11 protein-coding genes are annotated in these 14,556 nt (G+C 46.2%); 7 read left to right on the top strand and 4 right to left on the bottom strand.

Features of this window, described 5'->3' with window-relative positions; all coding sequences use genetic code 11:
- Nucleotides 1-53: 53 nt before the first annotated feature.
- Both GFS24_RS20975 and GFS24_RS20970 read right to left on the bottom strand, forming a co-directional pair.
- A complete protein-coding gene (locus GFS24_RS20975; protein ID WP_173003141.1) occupies nt 54-2,189 on the bottom strand; it encodes a M48 family metallopeptidase in 2,136 nt (711 codons plus the stop codon).
- A gap of 98 nt (nt 2,190-2,287) precedes the next feature.
- Entirely contained in the window at nt 2,288-3,451 is a 1,164-nt protein-coding gene (locus GFS24_RS20970; protein ID WP_153662846.1) for a hypothetical protein, read from the bottom strand.
- A 259-nt stretch (nt 3,452-3,710) separates the two neighbouring features.
- Between GFS24_RS20970 and GFS24_RS20965 the strand changes: the two genes are divergently transcribed.
- The 4 genes from GFS24_RS20965 to GFS24_RS20950 all read left to right on the top strand — a co-directional run bounded on the left by GFS24_RS20965 (nt 3,711) and on the right by GFS24_RS20950 (nt 8,476).
- Nucleotides 3,711-4,973: an efflux RND transporter periplasmic adaptor subunit gene (locus GFS24_RS20965; protein ID WP_153662844.1), complete on the top strand. Its 1,263-nt coding sequence runs from the start codon at nt 3,711-3,713 to the stop codon at nt 4,971-4,973.
- A 17-nt stretch (nt 4,974-4,990) separates the two neighbouring features.
- Nucleotides 4,991-6,346 carry an ABC transporter permease gene (locus tag GFS24_RS20960; protein ID WP_153662842.1) on the top strand — a complete coding sequence of 452 codons (1,356 nt, stop codon included), beginning with the start codon at nt 4,991-4,993 and terminating at the stop codon, nt 6,344-6,346.
- Complete coding sequence (locus GFS24_RS20955; RefSeq protein ID WP_153662840.1) at nt 6,339-7,802, top strand: TolC family protein; 1,464 nt, start codon at nt 6,339-6,341, stop codon at nt 7,800-7,802. Before GFS24_RS20960 ends, GFS24_RS20955 begins: the two co-directional genes overlap by 8 nt.
- A gap of 68 nt (nt 7,803-7,870) precedes the next feature.
- The gene (locus GFS24_RS20950; RefSeq protein WP_153662838.1) at nt 7,871-8,476 is read left to right on the top strand and encodes a hypothetical protein; all 606 of its coding nucleotides are present in this window, start codon (nt 7,871-7,873) and stop codon (nt 8,474-8,476) included.
- Nucleotides 8,477-8,632: 156 nt separating this feature from the next.
- Here GFS24_RS20950 and GFS24_RS20945 read toward each other — a convergent pair whose 3' ends face one another.
- Nucleotides 8,633-9,850: a metallophosphoesterase gene (locus GFS24_RS20945; protein WP_153662836.1), complete on the bottom strand. Its 1,218-nt coding sequence runs from the start codon at nt 9,848-9,850 to the stop codon at nt 8,633-8,635.
- Between the two features lie 205 nt (nt 9,851-10,055).
- On the opposite strand from GFS24_RS20945, the gene atpD reads away from it, so the two are divergent.
- Both atpD and atpC read left to right on the top strand, forming a co-directional pair.
- Nucleotides 10,056-11,558 (top strand): F0F1 ATP synthase subunit beta, encoded by a 1,503-nt coding sequence (atpD, locus tag GFS24_RS20940; RefSeq protein WP_153662834.1) that lies wholly within the window; start codon nt 10,056-10,058, stop codon nt 11,556-11,558.
- Nucleotides 11,559-11,581: 23 nt separating this feature from the next.
- On the top strand, nt 11,582-11,833 hold the full coding sequence (gene atpC / locus GFS24_RS20935) for an ATP synthase F1 subunit epsilon (protein WP_153662832.1): 252 nt from the start codon (nt 11,582-11,584) through the stop codon (nt 11,831-11,833).
- Between the two features lie 367 nt (nt 11,834-12,200).
- On the opposite strand, the gene GFS24_RS20930 is transcribed toward atpC, so the two are convergent.
- Nucleotides 12,201-12,752 (bottom strand): YqgE/AlgH family protein, encoded by a 552-nt coding sequence (locus tag GFS24_RS20930; RefSeq protein ID WP_153662830.1) that lies wholly within the window; start codon nt 12,750-12,752, stop codon nt 12,201-12,203.
- A gap of 443 nt (nt 12,753-13,195) precedes the next feature.
- Here GFS24_RS20930 and GFS24_RS20925 point away from each other — a divergent pair, with 443 nt between their 5' ends.
- Nucleotides 13,196-14,545 (top strand): sensor histidine kinase KdpD, encoded by a 1,350-nt coding sequence (locus GFS24_RS20925; RefSeq protein WP_153662828.1) that lies wholly within the window; start codon nt 13,196-13,198, stop codon nt 14,543-14,545.
- The last annotated feature ends 11 nt before the right edge of the window (nt 14,546-14,556 follow it).

Below are 14,556 nucleotides of genomic sequence, written 5' to 3'. Positions count from 1 at the left end.
AAAATAAAAAGTAAAAAGTGAAAAGAATCAAACCCGCTATGGTGGCTATTTCTTTAGTTTTTGACCAGCAGTGCTGCCGTGAATTCAAGATAGTCCTTTTTGCGCAGTTCAGTAACATCGGTGTAATTACTCACAGCACGGTGGGTAAGGCGGTACAAACGTACGATCTCTTCCTGGTGCACGGCATTTTCCTTCAGGTAAGTATAATTGGTTTCCAGGAACTGGCGGGTATCTTCCACGAAGGTTTTATCCAGTTCTGCGGGAATTTCTACGGTTTTCAGCATGTTTTGCAGGAGGGGCTTTAACACCTTTTCTTCCTTTTTAACGGCTTTCAGCTGATCCAGCAAAGCATGCAGGCGCTGGTCCTCCATATTAAACAATACCTGTACCTGGCGGATCACCATCGTGGCCTGGGATTCCATTTCCCGGGTGTTCCGCTGATGGATGAGCACATTATTATATAACCCCATGAAGGTTTGAGCGGCCTCGCTGCCTTTTTGTTCCGCCATATGCAAATGGAACCGGTAAAGGTCTTTCTCATATTGTACCAGCCAGGCGCTTTGGTCTTCCATTTCTGTTTCCAGGGAAATAGCCAGCGAGCGGGCAGCGCTTCGCTCATATTTCTGATTGTCGAATTCAAAATGCCGGGTATCTATATGTTTATCTGCGATGGCTACCAGCAGGGCATGGTCTATTTTGTTCTGGAAGAGCCTTTTGATCTTTGTGGTGATGGTATTATTATACAGGTCTTTGGTTTCTCCCTTGAAGGGCAAACCTTCGGTAATGCCTTTTATATCACGGAAAGGCCTGTTCTTATAGAATCCTGCAAATATTTCCGGGAACCGGTAGCGGGTGTGCAGCAGGGAAATGTCTTTGATGAATCCGGAGGAGGATTCGCGGTATTTCGCAGGACCTCTTCCCGGAAAACGTTCCGCATAGAGGCTTTGGGTGATATTTTCCTGTAATTCCGAAGCATCATTAAATAAAACCCATGGGCTGGTGGTATCCATTTCCGTTTTTATATTGGCAGCCCGGATGCGTGCTTCCCTTTCTGCATCTGAAGGATGGGAGGCCCACTGATCTTTATACTGCACACGGCTGGAGATGGTTTTTGCCAGGTATTCATCTGATATTTCCGGCAGTCCGTCTACAATACGGAGCTGGTGATGTTTTGAAATATAATGCAGCAGGGCGGTTTGTGCCGAGTAGATGTTTTCAAAGCAGGCATCTTTTTCTGCTGCTTCTGAGAGGTGTTTGCTGCAATAGGCGTAACAGTGATTACTCAGGGCCAGCCTGCGGATAGAATTGATAGCCGGCTGGCTGCCCGCTACTGCTATAGATACGGCATCTGCATGAAATTCCATTTCCCGGGAAAGGCCCATATACAGACGGTGTATCAGATGGTACAACATGCCCAGCACTGTTTGGATACCCTGCATGAGCATGAGTGTAACATGTGGAATGACGTTGTAAATATTAATCGTGCTGGCAATCTCCGCCCACTTCTTCAGCATTTTAGTACTTCCTGCTTCGCGCTGGTAAAGCATTTTGTAAATGCTTTTATGGATGGCATATACATAACTGCCCAGTTTGGTGCTGCGTTGGGAAAAGTGACCCAGTTCATGGGCCACGATCATTTTAAACTCGCTGAGGTGAACGGTGTTTACGAGGCCCAGTCCAATTTCCAGGTTCTTGCGTACCGGCCAGAACATGCTCAGGAAGTTGGAATTATAGAACACGGCAGCATTTACATCAGGAGAGAGGTACACCTTTTTGGGCATGGAGGTTTGCATATCCTTTGTAAGCTGGCGGATAAAAGCAAACAGGCGGGGATGTTCTTCTTCGTATATCTGAACCCGGTAGTGCGCACTATCCTTGTAAGGGGAGAATGTGAATTTGATCAGGAAGAAGAGCAGGAGGCCGCCCCAGCCGATAATAATAACAGCAAAAAAGAAAACGACAAAGGAATAAGGAGGATGGTCCTTCACAAGATGGATCAGGCTGATGCCGCCCCAGATAAAGGTTCCTGCCAAAGCCAGCGCGCCCAGCATTAACGCCAGGTACACCAGGAAAAATCCAAGGAGGCCTGCAATCACTTTCATGACCTGCATGGTATATCCTCGGGTTGGTTGGGTTAGCGTTACAGGTATTTCCACCGGATTCGGCGGATAATGTAAAAGTTTGCTCATAGGCTGGGACGTTCTGAATAACGAGCACCCAAGATACATTAATCCACTTTCCGGGAAATACCCCGTACATGCTATGTTTCAGAGAGATAGGATCAAATTTAACCCAGGATAGGGTGTCTTTTGAAAGGCTGCTCCCGGTTAAACAGGTATCTGTAAGTGGTTAATTTGCGACTTACTCCTGCGCCCAGGCTTTCCGCGATATTGATCATTTTAGGGTTGAAATCCCCTATCCACTGCATTTCATACTCTTCATAATTAAGTTTGTGCTGGATGATCTTAGCACCTTCCATGATCATAAAGGCATCTACACCCTTGCCCTGGAATTCCGGTACCACGCCAAATACCAGGCCTGTGAATTTCTTACAGGCGCCGATCATGCGCAACCATACGAACTGCAATTTCTGCAAAAGGCCAAATTTGCCGTTCATGTGTTTGAAGTACTGGTTCAATTCCGGAAGGTTGAGCCAGCAGGCAATAGGTTCATCTTTATAATAGGCAAACCATACGATCTTTTCATCCATGGCGGGTTTCATCTTCTTAAAGATCAGGAGGGCCTGTTCTTTGGAGATGTCTTTCCCGCCACCATGGCCGGCCCAGGCTTTATTGTAAATGATGGTGAAATCATTGGCGAATTTTTCCAGCTGGTCCTTTTTGATGTGCCGGGCGGAGTAGTCCGGATCTTTGGCCAGCCTGTCGTGCCGCTCATAGAACTTCTCCTGCACCTGGTCTTTTACTTTCATGGCAAAACATACCTGGTGAAAGAATACCTCGAAGCCATAGTTCTCAAATAACGTTTGATAATAGGGCGGATTGTAGTTCATGCCATAGGGCGGGTTATCAAATCCTTCCACCTGTAATCCCCACCAGCGGTCGCGATCTCCGAAATTGATGGGGCCATCCATAGCGCCCATACCTTTTTCTGCCAGCCAGTTCTTAGCGGTATCAAAAAGAAGATTAGCTGCTTCCTGGTTATCGATGCAATCAAAAAAGCCGAGCCCGCCTACGGGTTGCTCGTCTCCTTTCGTTTTATATTTCTTATTTACAAAAGCGGCGATGCGCCCAATGAGTTGGCCACTCTCATTTTTCAATACCCATCTCACTGCTTCGCCAAAACGAAATGCTTTATTGGCGGCAGGATCAAACACATCATTGATATCCTTATCCAGTGGCCTGATCCAACCGGCGTGCTGTTTGTTCAATACAACATGCACATCTATGAATTGCCGGGCTGTTTGTTCGTTATTTACAAGAATTAATTTCATCTGATGCATTTATGCAAAAATAAAAGTTAATACGAGACCGTTATAAGGGTCTAAAAAAATGATCGTGAGCAATATGCAGGATTTATCCCATAAAATTATCCCTCATCACAATTAACATTTTGTTTTGAATTCCGCGCATATTTTTATGGAAAATAGGAGCAGGTGCATCCTGTAGGCGCGGCCGGTTGTTACACCAGAATTGTTAATCACGTTAAAGCAGCTATTTCACACTTGTTCTATATCACACACTCATTCACCTATGTTTAGAAAAAAATGGTGGCTACTCGCCGCACTGCTCATCATTTGCCTGGTAGTGTTCTACTATGTATTTGCCAATAAACCCGCTGGCATAGACATTACCGCAGAGGTAAAGAAAGGTAATTTCAAGGATATTGTTGTGAGCCCCGGAGAATTAATGGCGGAGAATACCGTCTATATTCAGGCCCCCAGCGGTTTACAGTCCAATCAGATCTATGAAGAGATCAAGATCCAGGACATGGCCGCAGAAGGGATCACCGTGAAGGAAGGGGATTACATTGCTACCCTGGACCCTGCTATCGTTAATAAGAAGATCGGAGATGTACAGCTGGAACTGGACAGGGCCATCACTACGCTCTCTCAAACTTCTCTTGATACCACGCTTCAGATGCGTGAATCACGGGATGCCATCACCAACCTTAACTTCCAGATGGACCAGAAAAGACTGGCCCTGGAACTGAGTAAGTATGAGCCCCCGGCTACTATCAAACAGGCAGAACTTGACCTGGAAAAAGCACAGCGGGACCTTACCCAGCTGGGTGAAAAGTACAAGATCCAAACACGCCAGGCTTCCGCTAAAATGGATCAGGCTGCGCGGGAAGTAAAACGTAAGCAGGACCAGGTGACCAGCCTGGTAGAATTGCGGGATAAATTCAGGATCACCGCTCCCACGAAAGGATTGCTGGTATATATCATCGACTATAGTGCAGGCGGAAAGAAAAAGGCCGGTTCAGCGATCCGCTCCTGGGACCCCCGCCTGGCCATGTTGCCGGACCTTTCCAGCATGATGTCTAAAACCTATATCAATGAGGTGGACATCAGCAAGATCAAAAAAGATCAGAAAGTGACCATGGGGCTGGATGCCTTCCCGGAAGTGAAAATGAATGGCATTGTGACCTCTGTAGCGAATATCGGCGAGAACCGCCCTGGTTCCAACGCCAAAGTATTTGAAGTATTGATCAAACTGGAAAAAGTGGATTCTATCCTCAAACCGGGGATGACCACTTCCAATAATATCCTCATTAATGAAGTGCCGAACAAGATCATCATTCCGCTGGAAGCCGTTTTCAGCGAAAAGGTGGGCGACAAAACGCACAGTTTTGTTTACCAGCGGAGAGGGAATGCAATTGAGAAACGGGAAGTGAAACTGGGCAAGAGCAATGATGAAGAAGTGATCGTGGAAAAAGGCCTGGAACCAGGAGATAAGGTGATGATGGCGGAACCTGCCTCTGCCAAGGAAAATAAAATCGTTCTCTTAAAATAACCCCCAAAATCAGTCACATGCAAAAATTATGGGGAACCCGTAACATGAACAATCTCACCATTGCGTTGGATTCGCTCGTAGCCAACAGACTGCGATCTTTTCTCACCGCATTGGGCATCATCTTCGGCGTAGGCGCCGTGATAGCCATGCTGGCTATCGGAAGAGGAGCTAAAGAAGAGATCATGAACCAGATGAAACTGGTAGGCGTGAATAACATTGTGATCAGACCTGCGGAGTTAAAGAAAGAAGAAGACGAAGGCGGCCAGAAGGCTAAACCGCAGGAAAGCGATGATAAGCAGAAATTCTCCAAAGGTCTTAGCCTGCAGGATGCGCACAGCATACAGAAAATGCTGAATACGGTAGATGCTATCAGCCCGGAGATGTTCATAGAACATGATATTATCTATAACGGAAAAAGCAAACGGTTAAAGATGGTAGGCGTAGAGCCTGCATTTTTTGCACTGAATAACATAGGTCTTGCACAGGGAAGGATGTTCAATGAAACACAGATGACAGGAGGGGAAGGTGTATGTATCATTGGCGCTGGTGTGAAAAGGAAATTCTTTATTTCGGAAGATCCTGTCGGGAAAACGCTGAAGTGCGGACCGCAATGGTTAAAGGTGATTGCGGTAACAGATGAAAAGCTGATCAGCAGCGCCACGAAAGAGAACCTGGGTATCCGTGATTACAACATGGATATTTATGTGCCTATTCAAACTACGCTGGTAAGATATAAGAATCCTGCTATCCGCATTGAACACCGCAGCTGGTTTGAAGATGGTGGTGAAAATAATAATAACGATGGCGGCGGCAGTAATTCCATGCATCAGCTGGATCAGCTGATCGTAAAAGTACATCAGCCGGAACAGCTCACGGAATCTGCCGGTATCATCAGCCGCATGCTTAAACGCAGGCATAGTGATGTGATGGATTTTGAAGTAACGATCCCTGAACAATTACTGAAACAGCAACAGAAAACAAAAGATGTTTTTAATATCGTACTCAGTGCCATTGCCGGGATATCCTTGCTGGTGGGCGGTATTGGTATCATGAACATTATGCTGGCTTCTGTATTGGAGCGTACAAAAGAGATCGGTATCCGTATGGCATTGGGCGCGCAGAAGAGGGACATTGTAATGCAATTCCTGTTTGAAGCAGTACTGATCAGTCTTTGCGGAGGTGTGATAGGTATCCTGCTGGGAGTGGCGGGCGCTTACATTGTAGATAAAGTGGCCGATATCAAAACCATCATTTCCGCTATTTCCATCTTATTATCCTTTGTGTTGGCATCTTCTGTAGGATTGATCTTTGGGATCTCTCCCGCACGGAAAGCTGCTAACCAAAACCCAATTGAATGTTTACGCCATGCTTAAAATAAAGTTCCTGTTAGTCTGCACTTTATGCAGCACGATATGCGCTGCGCAGCAATCCCTTGTATTGCATGATGTGATAAGCACTGCGCAGAAAAGTTCTCCTTCTTATTACCGCGCACAAAGCCAGGCGTTGAATTCCATGTATGCCTACCGGTATTTCAGATCGGGGCAGATGCCGCAGCTGGTGCTGGGCCTGGATAATAATAGCAGTTTCCTGGGGCAAACGGTAGAAGTGCAGCAACCGAATGGGGTGGTTGAATTTCGCCGCCGTTCTACTTCCGTTACCTCAGTGGGGCTGGGTTTAAGGCAGCAGGTGCCCTGGACTGGTGGTGTGTTCTCTGTGCGTTCTGATCTTACCCGTAACGATCAGTTCTCTCCGGATAGCAGGAAGTCTTTTCTCGCTACACCTTTCTCCATTCGTTATGATCAGCCTTCCATCATGTACAATGCTTACCGCTGGGCGCAAAAGATCTCTCCTTTGTTGTATGAAGAAAGCAAGCGGCAGTACATTGAAGACCTGGAGAAAGTAGCGCTGGATGCATCTGATTTTTTCTTCAGGGCTTTAGGGGCACAAGTGCAGGTAAAGATCCTGCAATTGAATGTGGAGAATACTGACACGCTGTATAAAATTTCCAAAGGCCGTTATGACCTGGGTAGAATTGCAGAGAATGAATTACTGCAAATAGAATTGAGTTTACTCAATGCCCGTAATGACCTGGATCAGGCGTTGGTGACAAAAGAGATCGCCTACCAGGAACTGAAACGGTTTTTAAATATGCCGAAGGATGCAGAGATAGACCTGGTGCAACCGAATACCATTCCTTTGTTTGATGTGCCACTGGATAAAGCGGTAGTGGAATCTGCCACCAACCGCCAGGCAGTATTGAGCTTCAGGAGAAGAAGATTAGAAGCGGAACAGAGTGTGGCGCAGGCAAGAGGCAGTAATGGATATGAATTTAACCTGGGTGCAACGCTGGGCCGGTCTAACAATGGTGATATGCTGAAAACTGCTTATTCAGGTGGTGATGTGCAGCAGAACTTATCGGTAGGAGTTTCTATTCCTATTATGGATTGGGGCCGTGCGCGTAACAGGGTTCGCCAGGCAAAAGCGAATCGCGATCTGGCAGAGATAGATATCCAGCAGGATGAACGCTTTTTTGAGCAGGAAGTGTTCCTGCAAACGCAGCAATTTAATATTCAGAAAAGATTAGTGGCGAGTGCTGCAAAAGCGGATACCATTGCACAACTGCGGTATGAGATCACCAAGCAGCGTTATCTCATTGGTAAAATTTCTATCACAGATCTTAATCTTGCGCAGCAGGAGAAGGACCAGAATAGCCGTGGGTACATCAATGCGCTGCTTAGTTTCTGGAATGCCTACTATACGGTGCGCAGGTTAACGCTCTATGATTTTGAGAAGAGTGAAAAGATAAGGTACGAGTTTATAGATAAGTAATTTTCCCAAGGTGTGATCAGTGCCGGGTTTCGTAAGAAATCCGGCATTATTTTTTCTATATGCAGGGTATGAGTCAAAAATGGATAGTGCCTGTTATAAGTGGTTTTTTGATCGTTGTGCTGGCCCTTAGTGCTTACAGAGACCGTAAACAGGCCTCGAAAATGCTTCATGAGAACGAACGTCTCGTCAATGAAAACAGGGATCTGCAGCAGCGGTTAACGCTCAGCAGCCGTACTGCGCAGCAGATTGCGGACAGGAAAGATATGCAGCAACAGGTGCAGGGACAGTTTGTGGACAGGCGGGAATACTTCCGTAAGAACTGGAAACAATACATCTCCGTGAATACGGGGGATTATAAAACCGGTTTCCTCGGGGGGATTAAGAACCTCCAGATCACGGTGCGCAATCAAACTGAATACCCGCTGGATAATGCGGTGGTGAAAGTGGAATACCTCCGGGGCAATGGGAATGTTTTCAAAACAGAGCAGTATACCGTGCATAATATTCCGGAGAAGGGAGCACAATCTATTCCTGCTTCCAATAGCCGGAAGGGGATGAAGGTGAATATTAAACTGGTGAGTGTAACCAGCCAGCCGTTGAATTTCTGCTGGGCTGCGGATAAAAAGGTAGCGCCGAATGATCCGGACCCCTGGGCTTGTGTGCCGGCGAAGTGATGGGATTTGGCAGTTTTGTGCTGCTTTTTTGACAGGTACCCCACCTTAATACGGGATGGGTACGGGATTGATACGGGATTGATACGGGAATGGTACGGGATTACTCAGGGTTTTAATAAAGAAAGTGCGCCATTTACCATGGCGCACTTTCTGTTTTTATCTTTTACTCTTCAATTCCACTTTTCCTATCTCTGATCCATCATCTTTCAACATCACCAGTTTCAGGTCTTTCTGTGTAGCATTCACTTTGATCAGGGTGCGATTACCATCTTTGGGGCCGCCGCCGATCACGATGGGGTAGGAATGTTGCCCCGGTACTGGCTGATGGATTCCAAATCTATGGGTATGCCCGGCCAGGAACAGGTCTATCTTACTGGCCTCAAATATAGGTGCGAAGTGTTTCCTGCATTCCATGGGCCCATGCCAGTCACCAGAATAATAATGGGGGATGTGCATCATCACCACCCGGAATTTAGCTTTCAGGAAAGCAGGCGTTTTCACGATCTGTTTCAATTTCTCAGCCTGTTCAATGCGGTATTGGTCGAAATTGACGATGCCGGCATATACAGGACTCGTATCTTCTTTGTCTTCCCCGGTATCCAGTACGGTAAAATGTACAGGCCCCCAGGTTTTGGTGAAAACGTAGTCCCCATCGAAATAGTTCCCCAGTTCCCGGCGGAATTTACCACGGGTTTCGTGGTTACCCCTGGTGAGAATGAACGGTTTGGTGGAGGCGAAGGAATTACCGGCAGGGATGAGCAGGTGATCTATGATCTGTTGCTCATCTTCCTGATAATCAAATACATCTCCGTTAAAGAACACAAAATCATAAGGGTCTTTATTCAGGCCCATCAGGTGAGGGATGCTTTGCGGCCGGTCATGGATATCATTGATCACCAGCCAGGAAACCTCCTTTGGATTAGCTGCAGGGGTTTTGAAGCTGAACGTTTCAGAGCTGATAGTTTCACCATAGATGAGTTCATACGGCTTGAACTGTGTGATCTCCTTCGATTTTACCTGGTAATAATAAGTGGTATTGGGCTTCAGATGTTCTAAACGGATACGGTTGATGCGATTATAGGCATCTATCAGACCTTCTTTGGAACTGTTGGCGCTGGTGCCTAAGGTATCCGTTTCCCCATATTCCACCCAGCTGTAGCAGGGTTTGTTACTCAGCCACATGATGGTCATGGCCTCTGGTGTGGGATTTTGGAGATAGGGAGGGCAAAGGAATTTGTGTTCCCCTGCCATCGGTGCTTCTATAATATTAGCCGCTGCCCGGGCAACAGGCGCAAGGCCTATGGCGCTTAAAATACCAGCCTTGGTAATGGAGCCGAGAAAGTCCCGGCGGTCTAATTCGTGCTTATCATTCATGCTAAAGAGTTTACGAAAGCGCTAAATTAATCAGCGATACTTACATATTATAACTTATTGATTAGACTTAACAATTTGGCTAAAACTGACGAAAATCAGCCTAAATCATCTTTCCACAATTTTGGGTTTTAGGCTTCAATGCTTACCTTTGCGCAAATTTTGCATAAGCACACAATTACTTGCATTCTATAAACTTCTAAGAAATATGCCTAATACAGGTAAGATCAAACAAATCATCGGTCCCGTTGTGGACGTGCATTTTGAAGGAACATTGCCGGAAATTTATAACGCCCTTGAACTGACCAGGGAAAATGGCCAGAAAGTGGTGCTGGAAGTTCAGCAACACCTGGGAGAGGACAGTGTTCGTACCGTTGCCATGGATTCTACAGATGGCCTGGTACGCGGTATGCCGGTAAGAGACAAAGGTTTCCCAATCAAAATGCCTACAGGTGACGCTATTAAAGGCCGTTTGTTCAATGTGGTAGGTGAAGCAATTGATGGTTTAGGCCAGCTGGATACAACAAATGGTGCTCCTATTCACCGTCAGCCTCCCCGTTTTGAGGACCTGGCTACAGATACGGAAGTATTATTTACTGGTATCAAGGTAATTGACCTGATCGAGCCATATGCAAAAGGTGGTAAGATCGGTTTGTTTGGTGGTGCGGGTGTAGGTAAGACCGTATTGATCCAGGAGCTGATCAACAACATTGCGAAAGGTCACGATGGTTTGTCCGTATTTGCCGGTGTGGGTGAGCGTACACGTGAGGGTAATGACCTGATGCGTGAGATGATCGAGGCAGGTATTGTGAAATACGGTGATAAATTTAAAGAATCCATGGAGCATGGCGGATGGGATCTGGCATCTGTAGATATGGCTGAACTGAGGAACTCTCAGTCTACCTTCATCTTCGGTCAGATGAACGAACCTCCCGGTGCGCGTGCCCGTGTTGCCCTGTCTGGTTTGACCATGGCAGAATATTTCCGTGATGGTGATGGTACTGCCGGTGGTGGTAGGGACATCCTGTTCTTCGTAGATAACATCTTCCGTTTCACACAGGCTGGTTCTGAAGTATCTGCACTGTTAGGCCGTATGCCTTCAGCGGTAGGTTACCAACCAACCCTGGCTACGGAAATGGGTCTGATGCAAGAGCGTATCACTTCTACCAAGAACGGTTCTATCACTTCCGTACAGGCGGTTTATGTACCTGCGGATGACTTGACGGATCCGGCTCCTGCAACAACCTTCTCCCACCTGGATGCTACAACAGTACTTTCCCGTAAGATCTCCGATAAAGGTATCTATCCGGCAGTGGATCCACTGGATTCTACCAGCCGTATCCTGAGCCCTTCTATCGTTGGGGAAGCTCACTACAACTGTGCACAAAGGGTTAAGATGATCCTGCAACGTTATAAAGAGTTACAGGATATCATTGCGATCCTGGGTATGGATGAGTTGAGCGACGAGGATAAACTGACGGTATCACGCGCTCGTCGTGTTGAACGTTTCCTCAGCCAGCCGTTCCACGTGGCAGAGCAGTTCACGGGTCTGAAAGGTATCCTGGTTCCGATCGAAGAAACCATCCGTGGTTTTAACATGATCATGGACGGTGAAGTGGATGAATATCCTGAAGCAGCATTTAACCTGGTAGGATCTATCGACGATGCTATCGAGAAAGGCAAGAAACTGCTGGCAGCAGCTTCCAAGTAAGGTTTTCACACTAAACTAGAAACATGTTATTGGAAATATTAACACCGGAAAAAAAGCTGTACTCAGGCGAAGTATATGGCATCCAGTTGCCGGGTGTAGATGGTTCTTTTGAAGTATTGGACCGTCACGCTCCGTTGATCGCTGCCCTGGGTAAGGGTAAGATGAAGGTGCTGAAGGATAAGACGCAGGCTTCTCATTACACGATTAACGGCGGCTTCGTAGAGGTGTTGAATAATAAGGCTACTGTGCTGGTTGAAGGCGCTGTAGCGGTTTAAAACGCTGTTTAAGAAGCTTACTATATTGAAGCGGCCTCCTAGTGATCGGAGGCCGTTTTGTATTTAGGCTGAGAGGTTTCCCCTGCGGGGGGCTTTTTATTATGGGGAGCCGCCGGTAAACGGCGGCTTTCATTATTTGTTTGAAAGGAAAAACTGCCCTGCTGCGGATGACGCTTTTAAAACAGAAAACCGCCCTGCGGCGGCTTTCTGTTTTGTTTAAAGAAAAACCACCATGTGGTGGCTTTGTATTTAAAAGAAAAACACCCCCATAGGGACTTTGCCGCCAATAATTGTAGCAGGCCTTTCAAATATTAAAGCCGCCATGATGGCGGCTTTAGCGTATTGTAAAAATGCCGGAGGCATATACCTAATTCAATGTAGGATCTATCGGAAAGTTCGCCATCATGGCGAAATTATTCCCCATTCGCCGCAAGGCCTGCCGCCAGATCTCCTGTTCATCTTCCAGGAACAGGATGGGTGTATTTACAGAAGAAAGGATCCAGCTCTTTTCATTCATTTCCCCTTCCAACTGACCACTGCTCCAACCGGAATAACCCACGAAGAACTTGATCTTCTGAAGGTCTAACTGCTGGGAATTCACCAGGTTCACTACGGTGTCAAAATCCCCTCCCCAGTAAATACCGGGAAATACTTCAAACCCACCCTCTATGAGGTCAGGCATCTGGTGAATAAAATGAATGGTATCCATCTGAACGGGGCCACCAAGAAAAACGGGGATGTTGGGGACGAAAACATTGGAGATCAGATCGTCCAGCTTCTGGTCAAACTGCTTGTTCACCACAAAGCCAAAACTCCCTTCTTCCTGATGTTCGCAGAGCAGGATCACTGTTCTTGCGAAATTCGGATCTTTCAGAAAGGGGTCCGCGATCAACAATATGCCTGGCGCAAGTGTATCCATACCTAATTCCTTAAGCTCTAACCAAATTTAACCAACAAAATGCAAACAGGACGTTATTTTTTGAAGAAGAAAGGGCTAAAAAAGTAAAAGGGACCTAGACAGATCCCTTACCATTTTATCAACCAAAATCTAAATCGCTTATGGAACGAATCCACATCGATGTATGTAGAAAGTTTATTAGCTTGTTTATGTGTTATCAAAGTATGAAAGCAAATCACAACTCTTACGTAGCAAATTTGGTACCAGATAACGATGCAAAGTTATGGAAACTGGCTGCAATTACAGTAATAATTCCCCGTTAAAATTACGTTAAAGTAATGTTTTTTATCAGGTGTTACGTCCGATAAGGCTTTCCGGGTTTTAATTTTGTATCATGGTTGCTATAGCAATTAGTTTGAAAGGGGTGGATTTTGCCTATATTTATCGTTTATATTGTACCTGACATGTTGCCACTTAGAAAGATATTTCCGATCATAATCGCACTGATAACCTTGTCCCTGCTGGGGATCATCTATATTCAGTACAGTTGGATCAATAGCGCCACTCACATCAAAAAAGAGGAGAAGGAGCAAAAGACGTCCGAAGCCGTGGACGCAGTAGCCAAGGAAATGATGGAAAGGCTTGCTGTGCCTATCAACAGCCGCATTCAACTACAGAACTTCAAACGGGAAGGTACTTCCTCCAGCCTGAACCTCCCGCCCATCAACGGGGACAGGCTTCTCCGTCCCACAGAGCCGGTAAGCCGCCTTTTTGACCCAAAGGAAGTGTCTGAGATGCTGAAGAAATCCATGAAGGAAAGGAAGCTGGATACGGTGTTTGAATTCGGTATCGTGGAGAATGGTTACTACCAGCTGGTGTCTCCCGGTTTTTCGGAACGCATTCAAAAGATCAGTGAGGACTCCGCATTATATCATCAGTTCATTGCCTCCCTGGCCTATAATATTATTACGCCGGAGTCAGGACAGCTCTACGTTTTTGTGCCTTCCACCAGTTTCAAAGTGTTTAAGTACATGGGCTGGATGATCTCAGGCGGGATATTGTTCACCGCGATCATTGTAACCGCTTTTGCCCTCACTATCCGCACCATGCTGGGGCAAAAGAAACTCTCCGAAATAAAAGGGGATTTCATCAACAACATGACGCATGAACTGAAAACACCTTTGGCCACTATTTCATTGGCTATTGATGCCATCGGGAATGAAAAAGTAATGGACAACAAAGACAAGATCCGTTACTTCTCCGGCATCATTAAAGAAGAAAACAAACGGATGAACAAACAGGTGGAATCTATCCTGCAATCTGCTTTGTTAGAGAAGGATGAACTGTCACTCAACCTGCAACCCATAGATGTACATCAGCTGATCTCCAGTACAGTAGAGAACCTGCAATTACAACTGGATGGGAAAAATGGTAAAGTGCAGTTGCAGTTAAATGCACATCAGCCCATTATCAAAGCAGATGAAGTACACTTCTCCAACCTCATCTTCAACCTGCTGGATAACGCTATCAAATACTCGAAAGATAACCTGGAAGTAAAGATCACCACAGGTAATACGCGTAAGAACTTTGTGATCTCCATCGCGGATAATGGTATAGGAATGAGCAGGGATACGGTGAACAGGATCTTCGAGAAATTCTATCGCGCACATACAGGAAATGTACATAACGTAAAAGGTTTCGGGCTTGGATTGAGTTATGTGAAAGCGATCGTGGATGCTCATAAGGGAAGGATCAGGGTGGAAAGTATACTGGGGAAGGGAACCCGCTTTACATTGGAGTTTCCGCAGGATTAAAAACTAGCTAT

This window comes from Chitinophaga sp. SYP-B3965, from assembly GCF_009647655.1.
Taxonomy (GTDB): domain Bacteria; phylum Bacteroidota; class Bacteroidia; order Chitinophagales; family Chitinophagaceae; genus Chitinophaga.
Note: the sequence above shows the minus strand (reverse complement) of the source record. Positions and strands in the feature narration are given on the sequence as shown.